We start from the raw sequence: 19,199 nt of genomic DNA on the forward strand, positions 1-19,199 counted from the left end.
CCGTCAGCCGCTCAGAGCAGCCCCATCCCGCCCGACGCGATGATTTCCGCGCCGACGATGAAAGCCGACTCCGGCGCGCTCAGGTGCAGCACGGTCGACGCGATCTCGTCCGGCGTGCCGAACCGGCCGATCGGCACGAGGCCCTTGATCTTCCCGGCGGTCGCCTCCAGCGTCGCGGCGTCGAGCCCGAGCTTGCCGTACAGCGGCGTCTCGACGGGCCCCGGGCTCACGACGTTCACGCGCACGCCGTTCGGCAGCAGCTCCGTCGACAGCGTCTTCGCGAGCGAATTCACCGCGGCCTTGCTCGCCGCGTAGACCGACGACCCCGGCATCCCGATGTGCGCGTTGATCGACCCGTTGATGACGATCGACGCGCCGCGGTTCAGCAGCGGCACGAGCGCCTGGATCTGGAAGTACGCGCCCTTCACGTTGGTGTTGAACACGAGATCCCACAGGGCCTCGTCGACGTCCGCGAACGGCGCGAGCTTCGCGACGCCCGCGTTCACGAACACCGCGTCGAGCCGCGCGCCCGCCGCGCCGATCGCATCCGCGAGCTCGCGGGCCGCCGCCACGCTGCCCGCGTCGTTGCGGATCGCGAGCGCGTCGCCGCCGAGCGTGCGTTGCGCGGCCGCGAGCGCCTCCACGTCGCGCCCGGTGACGATCACCCGCGCGCCTTCCGCCGCGAATGCCCGCGCGGCCGCGAGGCCGATCCCGCTGGTGCCGCCCGTGACGAGCACCGTCTTGCCTTTGAAGCGTTCCATGATGTTCTCCAGTGATTTCGGTGAATGACCGTGAACGCATATTGCGCGTGAAGCTGCCCGCTGCCGTACGACTCGCGCGACGAAAACGTTCGAATCCATCGAACATGTTCCGGCCGGGGCCGTACGCCGTCACGGCACGACGTCGATCCCGTCGAGCAGGCGCTGCGCCAGGCGCGGCGCGCGCAGCTGCTCGAGCCACCACTGCAACGCGCGGCCTTCGCGATCGCCGCGCCATGCGACGTACAGCACGTTCGGCTCGCGCGGCTCGGCGGTCGGCATCTCGACCAGCTCGCCGCGCGCGAGCAGCGTCGCGGCGCGACGCCGCGGCACCCAGCCGACGCCGAGCCCGTCGCGCTGCGCGAGGATCTTCGTGCGCATCGACGGCACCGCCAGCACCGTCTGGCCGCCCAGCAAGCCGTACGCGCGGCCGGCGGCGATCCGCGACGAATCCGCGACCACGACCGCGCGGTGAGCGCCGATCGCATCGCGCGTCAGCGGGTCGCGCGACGCCGCGAGCGGATGGTGCGGCGAGACCGCAAACACCCAGTCGAGCGCGCCCAGCTCGAACCATTTCAGCCCCGGAATCGCCGGCGGCTCGTTGGTCGCGCCGACGATCAGGTCGGCCCGGCCGTCGCGCAGCGCTTCCCAGGTGCCGCCGAGCACCTCGTGCGTGAAGCGCAGCGACACGCCCGATTCCAGCGCATCGAACGCGCGGACCACCGGCATCATCGATTCGAATTCGAGCAGCTCGTCGCTGACGATCCACAGCCGGTCCTCCCAGCCGCTCGCGATCTGCCGCACCCGTTGCGTGAGCCGCGCGACGTCGAGCATCAGGCGCGCCGCCTCGTCGGCCAGCAACTGGCCGGCGGGCGTTAGCTGCAGCCGGTAGCGGCGCCGGTCGAACAGCAGCGCGTCGAAGCGCGCCTCTAGCTGCCGCGCCGCATGCGACACCGTCGACGGCGCCTTGCCGAGGCGCGCCGCCGCGCGCGACAGGCTGCCGGTCGCGCGGATCGCATCGAGCAGCGCGAATTCTTCTTCAGACAACATGGCGACACTCCGGCCTGGGAACGTCGTGCATCGTAAGGCAGCTCCGCGCGGCGGTCCAATCCTGGAACGCCGTGCGCAATGCGGGGGCCGGCGTGCCCTCTGGTGGCGGCCGACGCATGCGCGTCGGGCGTTCGACTCCCCGATCGGTGGCGAATCGCGACGCATGGCCTGTCCCGAGGCATACTCGTGGTATTCAAAATCAGGCCAAGTCATCCAAACCAAGGTAGCCACTGCGATGGACATCGCGATCCACATCGAAGGCCGTCACGACCTGACGGGGCAAATCTACCGGCAGTTGCGTGCGGCGATCGTCGACGGACGTCTCGTCGGCGGCGCGCGGCTGCCGTCCACCCGCGATCTCGCCGCGCAGCTCGGCGTATCGCGCAAGACGACGCTCGACGCGTTCGAGCGGCTCGCCGCCGAAGGCTACCTGCACACGCGGCGCGGCGACGGCACGTTCGTCGCCGACGGCCTCGCGCGCGTGCCGCACGAGCCGGCCGCGGCCATGCCGGCGATCGCCGTGGACCGCCGGCCGGCCGACGCGCCGACCGCGCGCGCGATATGGAACGACGTGCCCGACGCGCTCGCGATGCCCGAGCCGCTGCCCGCGCTCGGCTTCGATTTCCGCGGCGGCGTGACCGACAAGACGCTGTTCCCGTTCGACGCGTGGCGGCGCTGCCTGCACCACGCGCTGCGCCTGCAGGCGCGCGGCCCGGGCCAGTATCACGACCCGGCCGGCGACCAGCAATTGCGGCTCGCGATCGCGCGCTACGTCGCGTTCAGCCGCGCGGTCGCCTGCAACTGGCAGGACGTGATCGTCACGCAGGGGGCGCAACAGGCGCTCGACGTGCTCGCGCGCGTGGTCGTGCGGCCCGGCGACGTCGTCGCGGTCGAGGACCCCGGCTACCCGCCCGCCCGCGCCGCGTTCGCGTCGCTCGGCGCGACGGTGGTGGGCGTGCCGGTCGACGCGCACGGGCTCGCCGCCGACCGGCTGCCCGACGACGCGCGCCTCGTCTACGTGACGCCGTCGCACCAGTTCCCGCTCGGCATGCCGATGAGCCTGGAGCGGCGCGTCGCGCTGCTCGAATGGGCGCAGCGGCGGCGGGCCGTCATCATCGAGGACGACTACGACGGCGAGTTCCGCTTCGAAGGACGCCCGATGGAATCGCTGAAGAGCCTCGACCGCGCGGGCCTCGTCGCGTACGTCGGCACGTTCTCGAAGACGATCTTTCCCGAGCTGCGGATCGGCTACGCGATTCCGCCGGCCGCGCTGCACCCGGCGCTGTGCAAGGCGAAGCAGATCGCCGACTGGCATACCTGCACGCTGACCCAGACCGCGCTCGCCCGCTTCATGCTCGATGGCGATTTCGCGCGGCATCTGCGCCGCGTGCAGAAGCACTACGACGCGCGCCGCAAGGTGCTGATCGCGCACCTGCGCGACAGCCTCGCGCCGTGGCTCGACGCGATCGTGCCGGCTGCGGGCATCCACCTCGCCGCGCGCCTCAGGGCCGGCGTCGACGAAGCCGCGCTGATCGCCGCGGCGCGTGCGCACGACATCGGGCTGTACGGCATCGCCGCCTTCCACCTCGACGCGCCGCGCCAGGCCGGCCTGCTGTTCGGCTACGGCGGCATCGACGCGACGCGCATCGACGCGGCGCTCGCGCAGCTCGCCGCGCTGCTGCGGGCGGCCGGGTGACCATGCGCCATTGGCTACCTCGATTTACCTAAAATTGGTTATTTTAGAAGGCCAGTCCACTCGTTAATCTGGGTCCTGTCGCGCCAACGTGCGCATCAATCGAACGAGGACCTGCCATGCAACCCCGCCTGAACTTCTACGCCGCCAGCCCGAACGCCATCAAGGTGATGCGCAACGCCGAGGAATTCCTCGCCAAAAGCTCGATCGAGAAGCCGCTCGCCGAGCTCGTGCGGCTGCGCGCGTCGCAGATCAACGGCTGCGCGTTCTGCGTCGACATGCACACCACCGACGCGCGCAAGGGCGGCGAAACCGACCGCCGCCTCGCGACGGTCGTCGTCTGGCGCGAAACGCCGTTCTTCACCGACCGCGAGCGCGCGGCGCTCGAATGGACCGAGGCGTTGACGCGGGTCGCGGACGATCACGTGCCGGACGCCGTCTGGGAAGCCGTGAAGCCGCATTTCAGCGACGAGGAGCTGTTCGACCTGTCGCTGCTGGTGACGACGATCAATGCGTGGAACCGCTTCGCGATCGCGTTCCGCAAGATGCCCGAGTAAGGAGACGGCCATGACTCGCAACGTTTTCATGCGCGCCGCCGCGTGCGCCGCGCTCATGCTGGGCGCGACGATGCCGGCCGCGCACGCGCACGACGGCGGCGGCAGTGGCGGCGGCGCTCGTCCCGTCATGAAGCAGGCCGTGCCGGAAGCGCCCGGCAAGCTGGCCGTGGTCGCCACCGTCGACTACGCGCCCGGCCAGGCGTCCGAGCCGCATCGGCATCTCGGCTCGGTGTTCGCGGTCGTGTCGAAGGGCGAAGTGCTGTCGCAGGTCAACGACGGCCCGCTGCGCCGCTATCGCGCGGGCGAAGGCTGGTATGAACCGCCGGGCTCGCGGCATCTCGTGTCGCGCAACGGGAGCGATACCGAGCCGGCGCAGATCGTCGTGTTCGGGTTGACGGGGGAGAATATGCCGCTCAAGTCGGCAATGGATCAGTAAGCCCGCTTCACCGTTCGGGGCCGGTCAGCTCGCGATGTTCAGCAGTCTCCCGAAGTTGTCGGGGGTTGCGCGCCGTGGGAAACGGCCGGTCCTTGAACACGGCGTGTGCATCGGTCGGGCCGTTGGATGTCCAGGCCTGCCATATCGTCGTTTACGGGCAGGCCATGCCGGTACACAAGTTCATCTCGCCATACTTCTGGCGCTTGGCCAGTTGGCGCTGCTGTAATTCTTCCGGCGTCAGGTAGTGGCGACCTATGCCAAGGTCGCGCAAATTGACCGCATTACGGAAATTGCTTAGCGTGGCGTCACCGCGCTCATTTATCCATTCGCCCAAGTAGCCGAAACCTGCTCCGACGTCGAAGAGCGAATCTGGTGGCATCGGTAGGCGGTAACTGAATGTGACGTAGTTCTTTGGGTCCCAGCCGGTAATGTCTCTGCGGCCGGTCGGATCGAAAAAGTCTCCCGTCTCCGTACGCGCTCCGTCAATCAATTCGCCATACATCAGCCGGTGCAGCCCCAAGTGATCCCACGTCTCGTAAGGGATGCTCGTGTAGACATCGTCCCTGATCTTGAGCGACATTCCGTAGAGGCTCGGCTTGCCGTCAATCCGATGCAGTTTGTCGTAGGAGAAGGTTGCCGAGATCACGTCGTCGTCGACGTAATAGGCATATTCGATCATACGGACACCCTCGGCCTCCGGCGGCCCAAACGTCCGCACCACGTCGTCGAACGAGATCTGTCCCACCACCCATTTCAGCCCGACGCGCACGAACTGCATCAGCTTTGCCTGCTGGGCTTCGGTCATCATCCGGACCGGCTTCTCCTGCATTTCACTGCCCTCCCTCGGTGCCGGTTGCGCCTGACAAGCGGGACTCCAACCGGCGAGCACGGTCAGCCAGCTCATAAGCATGGCTGCACTGATCCGCCGGATACGTCCTGAGCGCCAACCCCAGTTCGGCATCCCAGTAGGCCGAAGCCATGTCGCCGCATACAAAGGCATCGTTTTCCCACGGCCCGGCCGTGTAGTCGTAATAACAACAGCTCGGCTACCATCCATCGATATCAATCCATCATTGAGCGAGATGCGATAACGCTGCTGCGGCAGAACCCAACTCACGCACACCGCCCTTAAAGATCGATCTCAGGGGCGTTGTATTCGTTCAGCCACATCCAGCGCGCATGCTCCCACGTCGGAAATCTCTGCTGCTCTTTGGCTTCCTCGTAGGTAAGATTGCGCGCCGTGGGAAACGGCCGGCCCTCGAACACGACGTGTGCATCGGTCGCGCCGTTGGATGTCCAGGCCTGCCATATCGCCGTTTCCGGGCAGACCATGCCCGTACAGAGGTTCATCTCGCCGTACTTCTGGCGCTTCGCCAGTTGGCGCTGCTGTAGTTCTTCCGGCGTCAGGTAGTGGCGACCTACGCCAAGGTCGCGCAGATTGACCGCATTGCGGAAATTGCTCAGCGTGGCGTCGCCGCGCTCATTTATCCATTCGCCCAAGTAGCCGAAACCTGCTCCGACGTCGAAGAGCGAATCCGGTGGCATCGGTAGGCGGTAACTGAATGTGACGTAGTTTTTTGGGTCCCAGCCGGTAATGTCTCTGCGGCCGGTCGGATCGAAAAAATCTCCCGTCTCCGTACGCGCTCCGTCAATCAATTCGCCATACATCAGCCGGTGCAGCCCCAAGTGATCCCACGTCTCGTAAGGGATGCTCGTGTAGACATCGTCCCTGATCTTGAGCGACATTCCGTAGAGGCTCGGCTTGCCGTCAATCCGATGCAGTTTGTCGTAGGAGAAGGTTGCCGAGATCACGTCGTCGTCGACGTAATAGGCATATTCGATCATACGGACACCCTCGGCCTCATACTTCTCCGGCGGCCCAAACGTCCGCACCACGTCGTCGAACGAGATCTGCCCCGTCACCCATTTCAGCCCGACACGCACGAACTCCATTAGCTTTACTTGCTGGGCCTCGGTCATCATCCGGACCGGCGTTTTCTCCTGCATTTCACTGCCCTCCCTCGGTGCCGGTTGCGCCTGGCAAACGGGACTCCAACCGGCGAGCACGGTCAGCCAGCTCATAAGCACGGCTGCACTGATCCGCCGGATACGTCCTGAGCGCCAGTCCCAGTTCGGCATCCCAGTAGGCCGATGCCATGTCGCCGCATACAAAGGCATCGTTTTCCCACGGCCGGACCGTATAGTCGTAATAACACCGGCTCGGCTCAGCCACCATCGCATCGATATCAATCGGGGTTCCTCCCATGCCTACGTTTTGCAACAGTTCCTTCGCCAGCTCGCGGGCGCGCGCGAACTCGTCTTCCAGAGCTGCGGCATTCGCCAGATAGGGCGGTACATATGGCCCCGATGCATGCCGCCATATATTGAGCGTGTACACGTACTCCGCGATCGCCATCCGCTTGAGACTTGCCAACGCCGCCGGCTCATTCGGAATCGCTTGTTTGGCGGCCAACGCAATTACGTCGTGCGCTTGCCTTATTTTTTCGTCGCTAAGCCCAGTTCTTCCGCCGGATACCGCAGTCGGCCACTTCGTGATGCTCGGCAATGTCTCGAAGTTGTCCGGATGCTGCTGTACCAAGGCATACATCCAGAACCACTGCTGGCAGTGCCGTGCCTCGTGATACAGCGTGTCGGCAAACATTTTTAATGGTCCAAGATGCGCAGCGCGATTGCCACCACTAATGTCCGCCGCGGCCTCGATGCGAAACATTGGCGCCAGTTGCTCTGTGTTCAGGATCAGGCTCCAATCGTTCGGCTTGAAGATTCCCTGCTGGCCCTGCGCACTACGCGATGATCCAATCAGTCCCATGTTGATCGGCACGGCATCGATGGGAATCCCGAAACCAGCCGCCCGATCGGTCAATGCAGCGGCAATGACGGGACGAATCAATAAAAAAAATCGCTGAATCGCAGTCTCATTGAACGGCCATCGCAGCGTCAATGCCGGCACCGTGCCTGATGGGCCGAAGTACGCATTCCCCCACTGCACCTGCTTGACCAGCACATTCTGGATCGCCTTCGCGTAGTCGCGGGCCACCGGATACGTCAGTTGGCCGCGCCGCTCCGGATCGGCGTCCGAATGTCGCAGTCCCCATCGATCCGGCGTGCACAGCGGATACTGCGGCATCAGGCCCGCGCTGGTGGGCTGAACCTTGTTCACCAGCATCTCGTGTGGTCCAACCTTGTGCTTGCGTGTTCGAGTCACGTGGCTTTTCCCTCCGGAGCATTGGCCCCTTTCGATTTCGCATCCTTCGTGATGGCAGCGCAGGACGTTGCCAACAGCGAGCCGTCCTGGCGCAGCAACTCCAATGTGGCAATCTGCAAGCTCTCGCTCATCGCCAACTCGGTTTCGCCCTGCGAGCTGCTCGTGCCCTCGATCACTCGGCCGTCGTCGAGCGCGATGCGATAACGCTGCTGCGGCAGAACCCAACCCGATTCGCGTTCCACCAGCACGAAGTGCTCCACCACCTTGGCTTCCTCGATACGGGTCACCGGCATCTTCACGGGTGGCGCTTGCGGCCCGAACCTCTGGTGATCGCCCGCATACCAATGGCACTTGCCCCCCGTGAGCACCTGAAAACCATCCGGGCCGAGCCGCACGGCCGTCCCGTTGACCTTGAGTTCGATATTCTTCGCGGCGGTCAGCCGGATACTGTCAGTGCTACTGATCAGGTCGATGACCTGCTTCGCGATGATCTCGATGCCGTTCTGCTGCGCCTGGATCTCGACCTTTCCTCCGCCGGCAATCAGCCGCAGGCCCTTTTTCACGAACAGCGAGAACGCTTTGCGCGCGCTCGCATGGATCGAGCGGCCAGCCGCGATGGCCATATGCCCGATGCTGGTGAGGGCGATATGCTCGTCGGCCGCGACATGCACGCTGCGCGCAGCCGTGATGGCGGCGCCTTCGGCGCTGGCCAGCACCATGTCGGCACGGGCGAACTGTGGAAACGGCTGCTCGGGTGTCGCGGTTCCGCCCCGGATCGCATCGTTCTGTGTCTCGATCGCGCGTGCAACCTCGCTCTGGTCCGCGTGCTTCCGTTGCGCGCCGTGCTGCTGCGCCAGCTCCGTGAGGCTTTCCTGTACGTCGCACGCCTGCGCGAGCCGTGCGATCGTCTCGTCCATGTCCTTGACTGGCGCGGCGGCACCCTCGCGCGCCTCAGTGGTCAGCAGCAGGCCCCGGTTGGCGCGCGCCACGCCCCAGGCCTCCGTCGACAGCTCCCAGCCCTCGCCACGCGCATCCATGCGCCCGGTCTTCGCTTCGATGCGCGTGTTGTAGCCGATCACCAGGCGCGATTTCGCGTGATCGCTCGTCACCTGTACCTGCAGCTTGCCCGGGGTGTCGTCGGACACCACCGCGGTGGACTGGTTATCCGTCAACGAGCGGCTCAGCCACCCGGTGAGCGCCTGGTTCTTCGGCACCTCCCATGGCGGCTGGTTGAACGCATTGACCTGCCGTGCCATCACGAAAGGCTTGTCGGGGTCCCCCTCGTGATAAAGCACGGTCACTTCCTGTCCGATGCGCGGCAGCGCCACGAAGCCGAAACCGTTGCCCTGCCACGGTTGCGCGACGCGTATCCAGCAGCTTGCGTTTTCGTCCGGTCCGTTGCGCCGGTCCCATACGAAACGCACCTTGATCCGCGCATAGCCGTCGACCCACATCGGCTGTTCGGCCGGCCCGACCACGATCGCGGTTTCCGCATCGCACCGCGGCTTCTTCCTAGGCTTGTTCCGGAAGAACGCGTCGGCCGGTTGCAGCGTGAACTTCGTCACGCACGCGTACTGTGCGTCCTCGCCAGCCGGCCGCGTGGTCTCGTCCACATTGCGCAGGTCAAGATGGGTCGAGACCACCAGGTACTCCGTATTGGCCGCTTCGAGCGGATGCGCGTCCAGATGAAACGTATGCCCGACCGCCAGCCCGCGCAGATTGCCTTTGCCAGTTACTCGCAGAGCCCTGGCGCGCAGCGCATCGACGCGCACGCCGGCCAGATGGCGCGCCTCGCGCTCATGGTCGTTCGGCTCGCCCGTCAGCCCCGACGCGCCCGCCAGCGGCTGCGAATAATCGCCGAACGCATAGTGTTCGGCATTGGCGAATGCGGATTCGCCATGACGGTTCTCGTCGGTCGTGAACCGTGCACGCGGCTTCGTGTAGTCGTAGTCGGCCAGATGCACCGCACCGGCGGTCAATGCATGCGACACGTCGAGCTGATCGATGTACTCCTCGTCGATATGCGCGCCCTCCGGAGCGTGATAACGAATCGTGTCGTACATGTTGCCGTGCGGATGGTGCGCGCCCGGCGAATCGGCAATCACGAGCGTGCGGCCGTCGATGAAGAAGTACAGTCCCCACTCGCGCCACAGGCGGGTGAGAAACGCATAGTCGGACTCCCACATTTGCCTCACATAGTCGCGCGCGGGATAACGCCCGTTCAGCCCTGTCGCGGCCAGCCGCAGTTCAAAGGGAAAGCCGCCATAGCGCCGGTCCTTGAGCACCGCGTCGGTGATGTCCACCACGCTCATGTCCTGGAAAATCCGGCTGTCCCGATTCCGCGTGGCGAGCCACAGCCACGGCTGCACCGTGAAACGGTAGAACACGCGCCGGTCGTCCTCGCCCGTGCAGGTGACGGCCGTCACGAGACCCGTAATCGTGCGTCGGCCTGCGCACACGTTACCGAGGCCGCTGTCGCAGGGCTGTCCCGGGATGAACGTGTCGCGCCCTTCGAACTCAGCGGTGATGTCCACTTCCTGACCGATCAGGGACGGGGAGGACACAAGCTGTTTGGCTTCCCACAACGGCAGCGTCGGGTCAGCGACGGTCGTCAGTTCCAGCGTGTAGCGATACAGCTTGCCGAGCTTGTCGGTGCCGACGAGGCGTCGCGCGGACAGCACCGGCCGGCCGCCCCAGGTCGGCAGCGCGGAACCCGATACGGTCAATATGTCGCCCAAACGGGCCATTTCGCGGCCTTACTCGATTTTCATCAACGACTCGTGCGTGGATGGAAAGTCGCTCTTTTACCTTGCCCGGAAATGATGCGCAATTATTGAGATGATTATTGACGATTGGCGACAAATGAAATCACGAATTTCAATAAAAAATCGGATCTATCTTAATTCTCTAAAACCAAATTAAGTTTTTGCGCATTCCATTAATCACTCTTCAAGCCTCCGCCTCGCGATGAAACAACGCGAGAAACTGCTGCGCCGGCACCGCCCTCCCTTCGCGTTTCTGTAGCCGCTCCCTTCATTGCCTCACCGCCCCCCGCCGCGCCGTTCCGCTCCCGCCCCGCACACCCGCGTCCCGCCTCGTACTCCGCCTGACGACCGTCAACTTCGTCGAAAACCCTTCCTTGAAATTAACTAACCCGTCAATTAGCGTCATCTGCATGAACGCGAAATCCACCGTCGCCAGGCCGCGCGGGCGCCGCCCGTCGGTGGACGACTTCGACCTGCGCAACCACATGCTCGACGTCGCGACGAGCCTGTTCGCCGAGCGCGGCATCGCGGCGACCACGGTCGCGCAGATCGCGGCGGCGGCCGGCGTCACGTCGGCGATGGTCCACTACTACTTCACGAACCGCGAGCAACTGCTCGACGCGATCGTCGAGGAACGCCTCGCGCAGGTGATCGCGTTCGTCTGGCGGCCGACCGAGCCGCAGGTCGAGACCGATCCGTTCGCGCTCGTCGCGGAGCTCGTCGACCGCTTCTTCGACGTCACCGAACGGATGCCGTGGCTGCCATCGCTATGGCTGCGCGAGATCGTCAACGAAGGCGGCCAGTTGCGCGAGCGGATGGTCAGGCGCATCCCGCTCGAGCACATCGGCCGCTTCGCCGAACGCATCCGGCACGCGCAGCAGGCAGGCGTGGTGAACCCCGCGCTCGAACCCGCGCTGCTGTTCCAGTCGATCATCGCGCTCGTGATGCTGCCGCTCGCGACCGCGAAGCTGTGGCAAAGCGCGCGCGGGCTGCCGCCGATCGACCGCGGCGTGCTGCAGCGGCACGTCGGCGCGCTGCTCGGCTTCGGCATGCAGCCGCCGCCCCCCTCAGGGAGGCGATCGTGAACGCGCTGCGCGCCGCGTCGCTCCTGCTGGCCGCCGGCATCGCGCTCGCCGCCTGCGGCCGACGCACCGACGAGCGCCCGACTTACCAGGGCTACGTCGAAGGCGAATTCGTCTATCTGTCGTCGTCGCAATCGGGCACGCTGACGCAGCTGGCCGTGCAGCGCGGCCAGAGCGTCGCCGCGAACACGCCCGCGTTCGCGCTCGAAGCCATCGACGAAACCGCGGCGCTGCAGCAGGCGCAGCACCAGCTCGCGGCCGCGCAGGCACAGCTCGCCGACCTGCGGACCGGCAAGCGCCCGCCGGAAGTGAACGTCACGAAAGCGCAGCTGGCGCAGGCCGTCGCGCAGGCCGGCAAGGCCGCCGACCAGCTCGCGCGCGACGAGCGGCAATACCGGGCCGGCGGCATTTCGGCGCAGCAGCTCGACGATTCGCGCACGGCGGCGCGCACGAGCGCCGCCCAGGTGCGCGAGCTGCGCAGCCAGGTCGACGTCGCGCGCCTGCCCGGCCGCTCGCAGCAGATCGCCGCGCAGGCCGCGCAGGTCGACGCGGCGCAGGCGGCCGTCGCCGTTGCGCAATGGAAGCTCGACCAGAAGCGCGTCGCCGCGCCCGCTGCCGGGCGCGTCTACGACACGCTGTACCGGCTCGGCGAATGGGTGCAGGCCGGCAGCCCGGTCGTGCAGATGCTGCCGCCGCAGAACGTCAAGGTGCGCTTCTTCGTACCCGAAGCCGCCGTGGCATCGCTCGCGCCCGGCCGCGCGGTTACGATCCATTGCGACGGCTGCGCGGCCGACGTGCCCGCGCGCATCACCTACGTGTCGAGCCAGGCCGAGTACACGCCGCCCGTCATCTACAGCAACGAAAGCCGCACCAAGCTCGTGTTCATGATCGAAGCCCGGCCGGCCGTCGCCGATGCGCCGAAGCTGCACCCGGGCCAGCCGGTCGCGGTGAGGGTGCCATGAGCGCGCCGGGCGTCCCGTACGCGATCGACGTCGACCGGCTGAACAAGCGCTTCGGCGACAAGCACGTCGTGAAGGACGTGTCGCTGCGCGTCGCGCGCGGCGAGATCTTCGGCTTCCTCGGCCCGAACGGCAGCGGCAAGACGACGTCGATCCGGATGATGTGCGGCCTGCTCACGCCCGACTCGGGCAGCGGCACCTGCCTCGGCTACGACATCGTGCGCGAGAGCGCGCAGATCAAGCGCAGCGTCGGCTACATGACGCAGCGCTTTTCGTATTGGGAAGACCTGTCGATCCGCGAGAACCTCGACTTCGTCGCGCGCGTGTATCAGATGCCGGACCGCAAGGCGGCCGTCGAACGCGCGCTCGACACGCTCGGCCTCGCGAGCCGCGCGAACCAGCTGACCGGCGCGCTGTCCGGCGGCTGGAAGCAGCGTCTCGCGCTCGCCGCGTGCATGCTGCACGGCCCCGAGCTGCTGCTGCTCGACGAACCGACCGCCGGCGTCGATCCGGCCGCGCGCCGCGACTTCTGGGAAGAGCTGCACCGGCTCGCCGCGCAGGGCATCTCGGTGCTCGTCAGCACGCACTACATGGACGAGGCCGAGCGCTGCCACAAGCTCGCGTACATCGCGTACGGCGAGTTGCTCGCGCAAGGCACGTCGGCGGAGATCGTCGCGTCGCAGGGGCTCTCGACCTGGGCGATCGGCGGCGAGCGCCTGACGGAACTGTCCGCACGGCTGCGCGCGATGCCGGGCGTCGACCAGACGGTCGTGTTCGGCGCCGCGCTGCACGCGAGCGGCCGCGACCGCCGCGCGCTCGAGGCAACGGTCGAGCAGGTCGCGGCCGGCGACGCGTCGCTGAAGGTCGAGCAGGTCGACACCGGCCTCGAGGACGTGTTCATCTACCTGATGAGCCGCACGCCCGGCCACGCCGACGGAGTTGCGCAATGAGCACGCGGCTGCCCTTTCACTGGTCGTTCTCGATCGCGCGCTGGTGGAGCATCGTGCTGAAGGAATTCCTGCAGCTGCGCCGCGACCGCGTGACGTTCGCGATGATCGTCGGCGTGCCGATCATCCAGCTCACGCTGTTCGGCTTCGCGATCAACACGGACCCGAAGCACCTGCCGACCGCAGTGATCGTCGCCGACGCGAGCCCGTTCTCGCGCAGCTTCATCGCGGCGATGCGCAACTCCGCGTACTTCGACATCGTCGAGACACTGCCCGACGAAGCGGCCGGCCGGCATGCGCTCGCGCGCGGCGACGTGCAGTTCGTGCTGACGGTGCCCGCCGATTTCTCGCGGCGGCTGCTGCGCGGCGAACGGCCCGCCCTGCTCGTCGAGGCCGACGCGACCGACCCGGTCGCGACCGCGTCCGCGCTCGGCGCGCTGCCGGGGCTCGTGCAGCCGGTCGCCGACAAGGACCTCACCGGCCCGCTCGCGCGCCTGAACGGCCGCCCGGCCGCGTTCGACGTCGTGCTGCACCGCCTGTACAACCCCGAAGGCATCACGCAGTACAACGTCGTGCCGGGCCTGATGGGCGTGATCCTGACGATGACGATGGTGATGATGACCGGCCTCGCGATCACGCGCGAGCGCGAACGCGGCACGATGGAGAACCTGCTCGCGACGCCCGTGCTGCCGCTGGAAGTAATGACCGGCAAGATCGTGCCTTACGTGTTCATCGGGCTGATCCAGGTGTCGATCATCCTCGCGGCCGCGCGCTTCGTGTTCGCTGTGCCGTTCGTCGGCGGCGTGTTCGCGATCTACCTGTCGGCGCTGCTGTTCATCGCCGCGAACCTGACGGTCGGCATCACGCTGTCGTCGCTCGCGCAGAACCAGCTGCAGGCGATGCAGCTCGCGGTGTTCTACTTCCTGCCGAACATTCTGCTGTCCGGCTTCATGTTCCCGTTCGCCGGGATGCCGAAGTGGGCGCAGTTCCTCGGCAACCTGCTGCCGCTCACCTATTTCAACCGCCTCGTGCGCGGCATCCTGCTCAAGGGCAACGGCTGGGCCGACCTGTGGCCGTCGGTGTGGCCCGTCGCCGTGTTCACGGTGGTCGTGATGACCATCGCGCTGCGCTTCTACCGGCGCACGCTGGACTAGCAGCATGACGATGCCGCCCGCCCCGCGCCGCGCCCGCGCCGCCGCATGCGGCAGCGCCGTTGCCGCCTCCATCGTCGTTTCACTGCTCGCCGGATGCGCGGTCGGCCCCGACTTCAGCCCGCCGGCCGCGCCGCCGACGCAGCGCTACACGCGCGGCGAGCCGCCCGCGACGACCGCTGCCGCGAGCGGCGCGGCCGGCAACGCGCAGACCTTCTCGAACGCCGCGCATGCGCCGCCGCAGTGGTGGACGCAATTCGGCTCCGCTGCGTTGAACCGGCTCGTCGACGACGCGCTGCGGCACAGCCCGACGCTCGACGAAGCTCGCGCGCGACTCGACGAGGCGCGGCAGAGCTACGTCGCCGAAGCCGGCGCGACGCTGCTGCCGAGCATCGACGCGAAGCTGTCCGGCACGCGCGAGCAAGTCGACATCGCGGCGTTCGGGCTGCCGGCCAACGTGCCGCCGCCGGGGCCGTTCACGCTGTACAACGCGTCGGTCAGCGTGTCGTACGTGCTCGACGTGTTCGGCGGCAACCGGCGCGCGCTCGAAGCGCTGCGCGCGCAGGTCGACTACCAGTCGTACGAGCTCGATGCGGCGCGCCTGACGCTCGCGGGCAACGTCGTCGCGACGGTGATCCGGCGCGCGTCGCTCGCGCAGCAGATCGCGCTGACCCGCCGGCTCGCCGATGCGCAGGCGCGCCAGTTGCGCATCGTCGAAGCGCGTCACGCAGCGGGCGGCGTGCCGCTCGTGGACGTGCACGCGCAGCGCACGCTGCTCGCGCAGACGCAGGCGTCGCTGCCGCCGCTCGCGGCCCAGTTCGCGCAGGCCGGGCACCGGCTCGCGATCCTGCTCGGCGTGCCGCCGTCGGACGCGGATCTGCCCGACGTGCCGCTCGACGCGCTCGCACTGCCCGGCACGCTGCCGGTCACGCTGCCGTCGACGCTGGCGCGCGAACGACCCGACATCCGCGCGGCCGAAGCGCTGCTGCATCAGGCGAGCGCGAACGTCGGCGTCGCGACCGCGAACCTGTATCCGCGCTTCGCGATCTCGGCCGGCGCGGGCTCGGAGCGCACGCGCATCGTAGACATCGTGAACAGCCTGAACGTCTGGAACATCGGGCTGAACCTGACGCAGCCGCTGTTTCACGGCGGCGAGCTGCACGCGAAGAAGCGCGCTGCCGAAGCGGCCTACGACGCGGCGTTCGCCGTCTACCGGCAGACCGTGCTGCAGGCGCTGCAACAGGTCGCAGATGCGATGCGCGCCGTCGAGCAGGACGCGGCGGCGCTGCAAACGCGCGACATGGCTGCGCGCGAAGCCGAAGCCGGCAATGCGATTTCGGCCGACCGCTACGCGGCGGGCGGGCTCAGCGAATTCGGCTGGATCGATGCGCAGCGGCAGGCGCTGCAGACCGCGCTCGACCGCACGCGCGCACAGGCGGACCGGCTCGCCGACACGGCGGCGCTGTTTCAGGCGCTGGGGGGAAGCAGGATGGAGGAGGATGCGCGATGACTGCGCGCATACCGATACAGGACTGAGTGCGCGCTCAGCTGGATGCACGAAAAAAAACCGGCCCGAAGGCCGGTTTCTGTACCGCGTTCCGGATGCGGCGCTCGCGCGCCGCGCGGAATCAGAAGCGGTGGATCAGGCCGACGCCGACGCCGATCTGGTTCTGGCCTGCGCCAGCTGCGACGCCGTCGCCGATCGAGGTCGTTGCCTGGACGATCGCGGTGCCCTTTGCGTTGAGCGTGTTGCCGCTCGCGTGCTGGTAAGCCTCAACCGCGTACAGGCCCGTGCGCTTCGACAGGCTGTAGTACTGCGACAGCGTGACCTGATGGTACTTCGCCGAGCTCGTGACACCGTTCGACTGCGTCGCCGCCGTGTACGAATAGCCGGCCGCGAAGTCCCACTGCGCGTTCGCCTTCCAGTGCAGCACGGCGCCGCCCGTGTTGAAGATCGCCGTGTTGCGGAAGAACGAATTGGTGCCCGGGATGTACTGCACGTTCGAGTACGAAACCGAGATGTCCCACGACGGCGTGAACTGGTAGCCTGCCGTCACGGCGAGGCGCTGCTGCGACTGGGCAGTCAGGTAGCCGTTGTTGATCGCCGACTGGGCCGGCTCGTTGCCGTCACCGGCTGCCGTCAGGCCGTTCTGGGCCGTCGAGTCCTTACCCCAGACGCCACCGCCCAGCGCCGAGTTGTTGACGCGCTGGTAGCCGACCGCGATGCCTGCCGGGCCGTTCTGATACTGGATCGCCGCGCTCCACGTCGAGCCACGGTTGAAGCTGCCCGGCACGCCGCCGAGCGAGTACGAGCCGCCGACCGTGAAGCCGTAAATCTTCGGCGACATGTAGACGAGCGAGTTGTTCGCGCGGTAGCTGGTATCCAGCGAGTCGATATCGCCCGGGTGCGCGCCGTAGTAGCCGGTCAGCCAGGTCGTCGGGCTGTACGGGGACAGCAGCGTGTAGTACGCGGTGTACTGGCGGCCGGCCGTCAGCGTACCGTACGTCGGGTTGGTCAGGCCGACCCACGCCTGGCGGGTGAAGATGCCGCCCGAGAACGTCGAAGTACCGTCGGTGGTTCGCACGCCCGCTTCGAGCTGGAACACCGCCTTCGTGCCGCCACCCAGATCCTCACTGCCCTTCAGGCCGAAGCGGCTGCCCGCCCACACGCCCGTGGACATCAGAAACTTCGAGTGGCCGCCCGACGTATCGCCGGTCTTCGCCGCTGCGTTGTTCTGATAAGCAAGACCGTTGTCGACGATACCGTACAGGGTCACGCTGCTCTGTGCGTGTGCGGTGGTGACGGCCGCAAGGCCAGCTGCCGTCATGGCGACAGCGACGCGCTTTTTCATTGATTCTCCGTCCTCAAAGAATGATTTCTTATCTGGTGTGGTTGTGACACATGTGCGAGTACATGCGGACGCAATTCTGACGGATTACCGAATATTTCCCAACACGCATAGTCGGTCATCGTATGATCGGCGCAACGCGAGGGTTCACCAGACAGTTAGGAATCGCCCGCAACCGCACGACTGGCACCGGTTTCAGACGTTTCCCAGTGAAAACCCTAGCTTTACATTTTTACGTGCGCGCCGCGCCCGTCTCACGTCGTCAGACGCCTGCGTGCCCGGCTCGTCTGACGAATCGGCCGACGCAGGCTTTCATTGCGTTTCGCATGGCCGCGCAGGATGGCTGACGAATGTGGCAAACGTATTTCCGCAACCGAAACGTTGCACTGCGGCGTTGCGTGACGCGGAATATTTCAGTTGGAGAAGCGCTGACGCCCGGCATTGCACCGGGGCGAATGGAAACGCCGGGGCGACCGCGCGCGCCGGCGCCTTCCTCATTGATCAGGAACGGGCCGCCGTCCGGATCGACGCGTCGACCGCGTCAATGAGGCGCGTCACCCGCGCGCGGATCGCGGCGTTCGAGCCGACGATCGCGAGCGACGACGCCATGATCCGGTAGACGCGCTTTCTCGTCACCTTGGCCGGCCGCGCCGGATCGAGCCACGCGTCGTGGCCGGCGAGCAGCGCGAGCGTCTCGAGGCCGATCAGGATCGGCCACAGGCACGCAAGCCGCAGCCGCACGAAGCGGCGCGGAATCGCGACCGTGTACAGGCATGCGTCGCGGTACTGCGCGAGCGCGACGCGCAGCAGGTCGAACAGCACGGCCCGCGCGCGCGACGACGCGTCCGGCGCCAGCAGGTCCGGCACGCCGAGCCCATGAGCGTCCAGCACCGCTTGCGGCAGGTAGCAGCGGCCGATCCGCAGGTCCTTCGCGCAGTCGCGCAGGATGTTGGTCATCTGCAGCGCCTTGCCGAAGCGGATGCCCTTCTCCCGCATGTCCGGCAGGTCCCAGCGCCGCGCGGCCCGCGTGTGCATGCCGGTCATGTCGGTCCAGAACTCGCCCACGCAGCCGGCGACCAGATACGTGTAGCGATCGAGCAGCTCGCGCGACGGCAGCGCGGCCACCTGCCCCGCCTGCTCGTCGGGAAACGTGCGCAGGTCGAACTCCATCCCCGACGTCAGCGTCGCGACGACCTTGCGGATCGCCGCACTGTCGGCATCCGACTGCGTGCGCAACAGCGCGAGCATCGGCTGCATCGAGCCAAGCAGCACGTGCTCGTGGGAATCCGTCTGCATCCGCGTCACGTCTTCGAGCGCCTGCGACAGCGCGACGCCGTCGTCGAGCCGTTCGATGTTCTCCCGCAGCTGCGTCAGCAGCGCCGCGCGGCGGTCGGGTGCGACGAGCGCGGTGTCCGCGATCGTGTCGGCCGCGCGGGCGAGCAGGTACGCGAGACCGACCGGGTCGCGCATGCCGTCGGGCAGCACGCGCAGCGTCAGGTAGAAAGAGCGGGAAACGTTCTTCAGGAGGTCGCCGAGCAGATAGGCGGAATCGGTGTGGTTCGTCATGGGTCCGGGAAATTCGGCCGGAGCGCGGGCCGGACGCGCGCGGCGCCCGGCGCCCGCCCCCGTCCGCGAGTCGCCGCATCGCCCGGCGCGGCCGGCGGTCCGCCCGGCCCGGCGATGCAAAATTCCCGCAAGTTTAGTGCATCCGGCGCAAGACCTGCCC

16 protein-coding genes are annotated in these 19,199 nt (G+C 67.0%); 8 read left to right on the forward strand and 8 right to left on the reverse strand.

Features of this window, described 5'->3' with window-relative positions; genetic code table 11:
* Positions 1 to 11: 11 nt before the first annotated feature.
* Entirely contained in the window at positions 12 to 761 is a 750-nt protein-coding gene (locus tag HWX31_RS19625; RefSeq protein ID WP_059613281.1) for an SDR family oxidoreductase, read from the reverse strand.
* Positions 762 to 890: 129 nt separating this feature from the next.
* A complete protein-coding gene (locus HWX31_RS19630; RefSeq protein ID WP_174963180.1) occupies positions 891 to 1,808 on the reverse strand; it encodes a LysR family transcriptional regulator in 918 nt (305 codons plus the stop codon).
* A gap of 235 nt (positions 1,809 to 2,043) precedes the next feature.
* Here HWX31_RS19630 and pdxR point away from each other — a divergent pair, with 235 nt between their 5' ends.
* The 3 genes from pdxR (at position 2,044) to HWX31_RS19645 (ending at position 4,494) form a co-directional block, all read left to right on the forward strand.
* Complete coding sequence (gene pdxR / locus HWX31_RS19635) at positions 2,044 to 3,504, forward strand: MocR-like pyridoxine biosynthesis transcription factor PdxR (protein WP_174963178.1); 1,461 nt, start codon at positions 2,044 to 2,046, stop codon at positions 3,502 to 3,504.
* A gap of 116 nt (positions 3,505 to 3,620) precedes the next feature.
* A complete protein-coding gene (locus tag HWX31_RS19640) occupies positions 3,621 to 4,058 on the forward strand; it encodes a carboxymuconolactone decarboxylase family protein (protein ID WP_174963176.1) in 438 nt (145 codons plus the stop codon).
* A gap of 10 nt (positions 4,059 to 4,068) precedes the next feature.
* Positions 4,069 to 4,494: a cupin domain-containing protein gene (locus HWX31_RS19645; protein ID WP_174963174.1), complete on the forward strand. Its 426-nt coding sequence runs from the start codon at positions 4,069 to 4,071 to the stop codon at positions 4,492 to 4,494.
* A gap of 151 nt (positions 4,495 to 4,645) precedes the next feature.
* Here HWX31_RS19645 and HWX31_RS19650 read toward each other — a convergent pair whose 3' ends face one another.
* The 4 genes from HWX31_RS19650 to HWX31_RS19665 all read right to left on the reverse strand — a co-directional run bounded on the left by HWX31_RS19650 (position 4,646) and on the right by HWX31_RS19665 (position 10,467).
* A complete protein-coding gene (locus HWX31_RS19650; protein WP_174963099.1) occupies positions 4,646 to 5,398 on the reverse strand; it encodes a hypothetical protein in 753 nt (250 codons plus the stop codon).
* A 224-nt stretch (positions 5,399 to 5,622) separates the two neighbouring features.
* Positions 5,623 to 6,576, reverse strand: a complete 954-nt coding sequence (locus tag HWX31_RS19655; protein ID WP_174963172.1) for a hypothetical protein — start codon at positions 6,574 to 6,576, stop codon at positions 5,623 to 5,625.
* Positions 6,503 to 7,681 carry a hypothetical protein gene (locus HWX31_RS19660; protein WP_174963170.1) on the reverse strand — a complete coding sequence of 393 codons (1,179 nt, stop codon included), beginning with the start codon at positions 7,679 to 7,681 and terminating at the stop codon, positions 6,503 to 6,505. Before HWX31_RS19660 ends, HWX31_RS19655 begins: the two co-directional genes overlap by 74 nt.
* Before the next feature lie 35 nt (positions 7,682 to 7,716).
* A complete protein-coding gene (locus HWX31_RS19665; RefSeq protein ID WP_174963168.1) occupies positions 7,717 to 10,467 on the reverse strand; it encodes a type VI secretion system Vgr family protein in 2,751 nt (916 codons plus the stop codon).
* Between the two features lie 428 nt (positions 10,468 to 10,895).
* Here HWX31_RS19665 and HWX31_RS19670 point away from each other — a divergent pair, with 428 nt between their 5' ends.
* From HWX31_RS19670 to HWX31_RS19690, 5 genes are read left to right on the forward strand one after another with little or no spacing between them, the layout of a single operon-like run.
* Complete coding sequence (locus HWX31_RS19670; RefSeq protein WP_174963166.1) at positions 10,896 to 11,570, forward strand: TetR/AcrR family transcriptional regulator; 675 nt, start codon at positions 10,896 to 10,898, stop codon at positions 11,568 to 11,570.
* Positions 11,567 to 12,529, forward strand: coding sequence for an HlyD family secretion protein (locus tag HWX31_RS19675; protein WP_174963164.1), 963 nt, complete (start codon positions 11,567 to 11,569; stop codon positions 12,527 to 12,529). Before HWX31_RS19670 ends, HWX31_RS19675 begins: the two co-directional genes overlap by 4 nt.
* A complete protein-coding gene (locus tag HWX31_RS19680; RefSeq protein ID WP_174963162.1) occupies positions 12,526 to 13,476 on the forward strand; it encodes an ABC transporter ATP-binding protein in 951 nt (316 codons plus the stop codon). Before HWX31_RS19675 ends, HWX31_RS19680 begins: the two co-directional genes overlap by 4 nt.
* Positions 13,473 to 14,627, forward strand: coding sequence for an ABC transporter permease (locus HWX31_RS19685; RefSeq protein ID WP_174963160.1), 1,155 nt, complete (start codon positions 13,473 to 13,475; stop codon positions 14,625 to 14,627). The genes HWX31_RS19680 and HWX31_RS19685 overlap by 4 nt, the downstream gene beginning before the upstream one ends.
* Positions 14,628 to 14,637: 10 nt before the next feature.
* The gene (locus HWX31_RS19690; protein ID WP_174963237.1) at positions 14,638 to 16,134 is read left to right on the forward strand and encodes an efflux transporter outer membrane subunit; all 1,497 of its coding nucleotides are present in this window, start codon (positions 14,638 to 14,640) and stop codon (positions 16,132 to 16,134) included.
* A gap of 118 nt (positions 16,135 to 16,252) precedes the next feature.
* On the opposite strand, the gene HWX31_RS19695 is transcribed toward HWX31_RS19690, so the two are convergent.
* Together HWX31_RS19695 and HWX31_RS19700 are read right to left on the reverse strand one after the other, a co-directional pair.
* Positions 16,253 to 17,476: a porin gene (locus HWX31_RS19695; protein WP_174963158.1), complete on the reverse strand. Its 1,224-nt coding sequence runs from the start codon at positions 17,474 to 17,476 to the stop codon at positions 16,253 to 16,255.
* Between the two features lie 498 nt (positions 17,477 to 17,974).
* On the reverse strand, positions 17,975 to 19,039 hold the full coding sequence (locus HWX31_RS19700) for a phytoene/squalene synthase family protein (protein WP_174963155.1): 1,065 nt from the start codon (positions 19,037 to 19,039) through the stop codon (positions 17,975 to 17,977).
* Between the last annotated feature and the right edge of the window lie 160 nt (positions 19,040 to 19,199).

Origin of the sequence: Burkholderia ubonensis, from assembly GCF_902833085.1 — a bacterium.
Classification (GTDB): domain Bacteria; phylum Pseudomonadota; class Gammaproteobacteria; order Burkholderiales; family Burkholderiaceae; genus Burkholderia; species Burkholderia ubonensis.

What these genes read in the sequence shown, in the direction of transcription:
- HWX31_RS19645 (WP_174963174.1), top strand. Translation starts at nt 4,069, where the DNA reads ATGACTCGCAACGTTTTCATGCGCGCCGCCGCGTGCGCCGCGCTCATG.
- HWX31_RS19640 (WP_174963176.1), top strand. Translation starts at nt 3,621, where the DNA reads ATGCAACCCCGCCTGAACTTCTACGCCGCCAGCCCGAACGCCATCAAG.
- pdxR (WP_174963178.1), top strand. Translation starts at nt 2,044, where the DNA reads ATGGACATCGCGATCCACATCGAAGGCCGTCACGACCTGACGGGGCAA.
- HWX31_RS19680 (WP_174963162.1), top strand. Translation starts at nt 12,526, where the DNA reads ATGAGCGCGCCGGGCGTCCCGTACGCGATCGACGTCGACCGGCTGAAC.
- HWX31_RS19685 (WP_174963160.1), top strand. Translation starts at nt 13,473, where the DNA reads ATGAGCACGCGGCTGCCCTTTCACTGGTCGTTCTCGATCGCGCGCTGG.
- HWX31_RS19655 (WP_174963172.1), bottom strand. Translation starts at nt 6,576, where the DNA reads ATGAGCTGGCTGACCGTGCTCGCCGGTTGGAGTCCCGTTTGCCAGGCG.
- HWX31_RS19695 (WP_174963158.1), bottom strand. Translation starts at nt 17,476, where the DNA reads ATGAAAAAGCGCGTCGCTGTCGCCATGACGGCAGCTGGCCTTGCGGCC.
- HWX31_RS19660 (WP_174963170.1), bottom strand. Translation starts at nt 7,681, where the DNA reads ATGCTGGTGAACAAGGTTCAGCCCACCAGCGCGGGCCTGATGCCGCAG.
- HWX31_RS19690 (WP_174963237.1), top strand. Translation starts at nt 14,638, where the DNA reads ATGCCGCCCGCCCCGCGCCGCGCCCGCGCCGCCGCATGCGGCAGCGCC.
- HWX31_RS19670 (WP_174963166.1), top strand. Translation starts at nt 10,896, where the DNA reads ATGAACGCGAAATCCACCGTCGCCAGGCCGCGCGGGCGCCGCCCGTCG.
- HWX31_RS19700 (WP_174963155.1), bottom strand. Translation starts at nt 19,039, where the DNA reads ATGACGAACCACACCGATTCCGCCTATCTGCTCGGCGACCTCCTGAAG.
- HWX31_RS19650 (WP_174963099.1), bottom strand. Translation starts at nt 5,398, where the DNA reads ATGAGCTGGCTGACCGTGCTCGCCGGTTGGAGTCCCGCTTGTCAGGCG.
- HWX31_RS19625 (WP_059613281.1), bottom strand. Translation starts at nt 761, where the DNA reads ATGGAACGCTTCAAAGGCAAGACGGTGCTCGTCACGGGCGGCACCAGC.
- HWX31_RS19665 (WP_174963168.1), bottom strand. Translation starts at nt 10,467, where the DNA reads ATGGCCCGTTTGGGCGACATATTGACCGTATCGGGTTCCGCGCTGCCG.
- HWX31_RS19630 (WP_174963180.1), bottom strand. Translation starts at nt 1,808, where the DNA reads ATGTTGTCTGAAGAAGAATTCGCGCTGCTCGATGCGATCCGCGCGACC.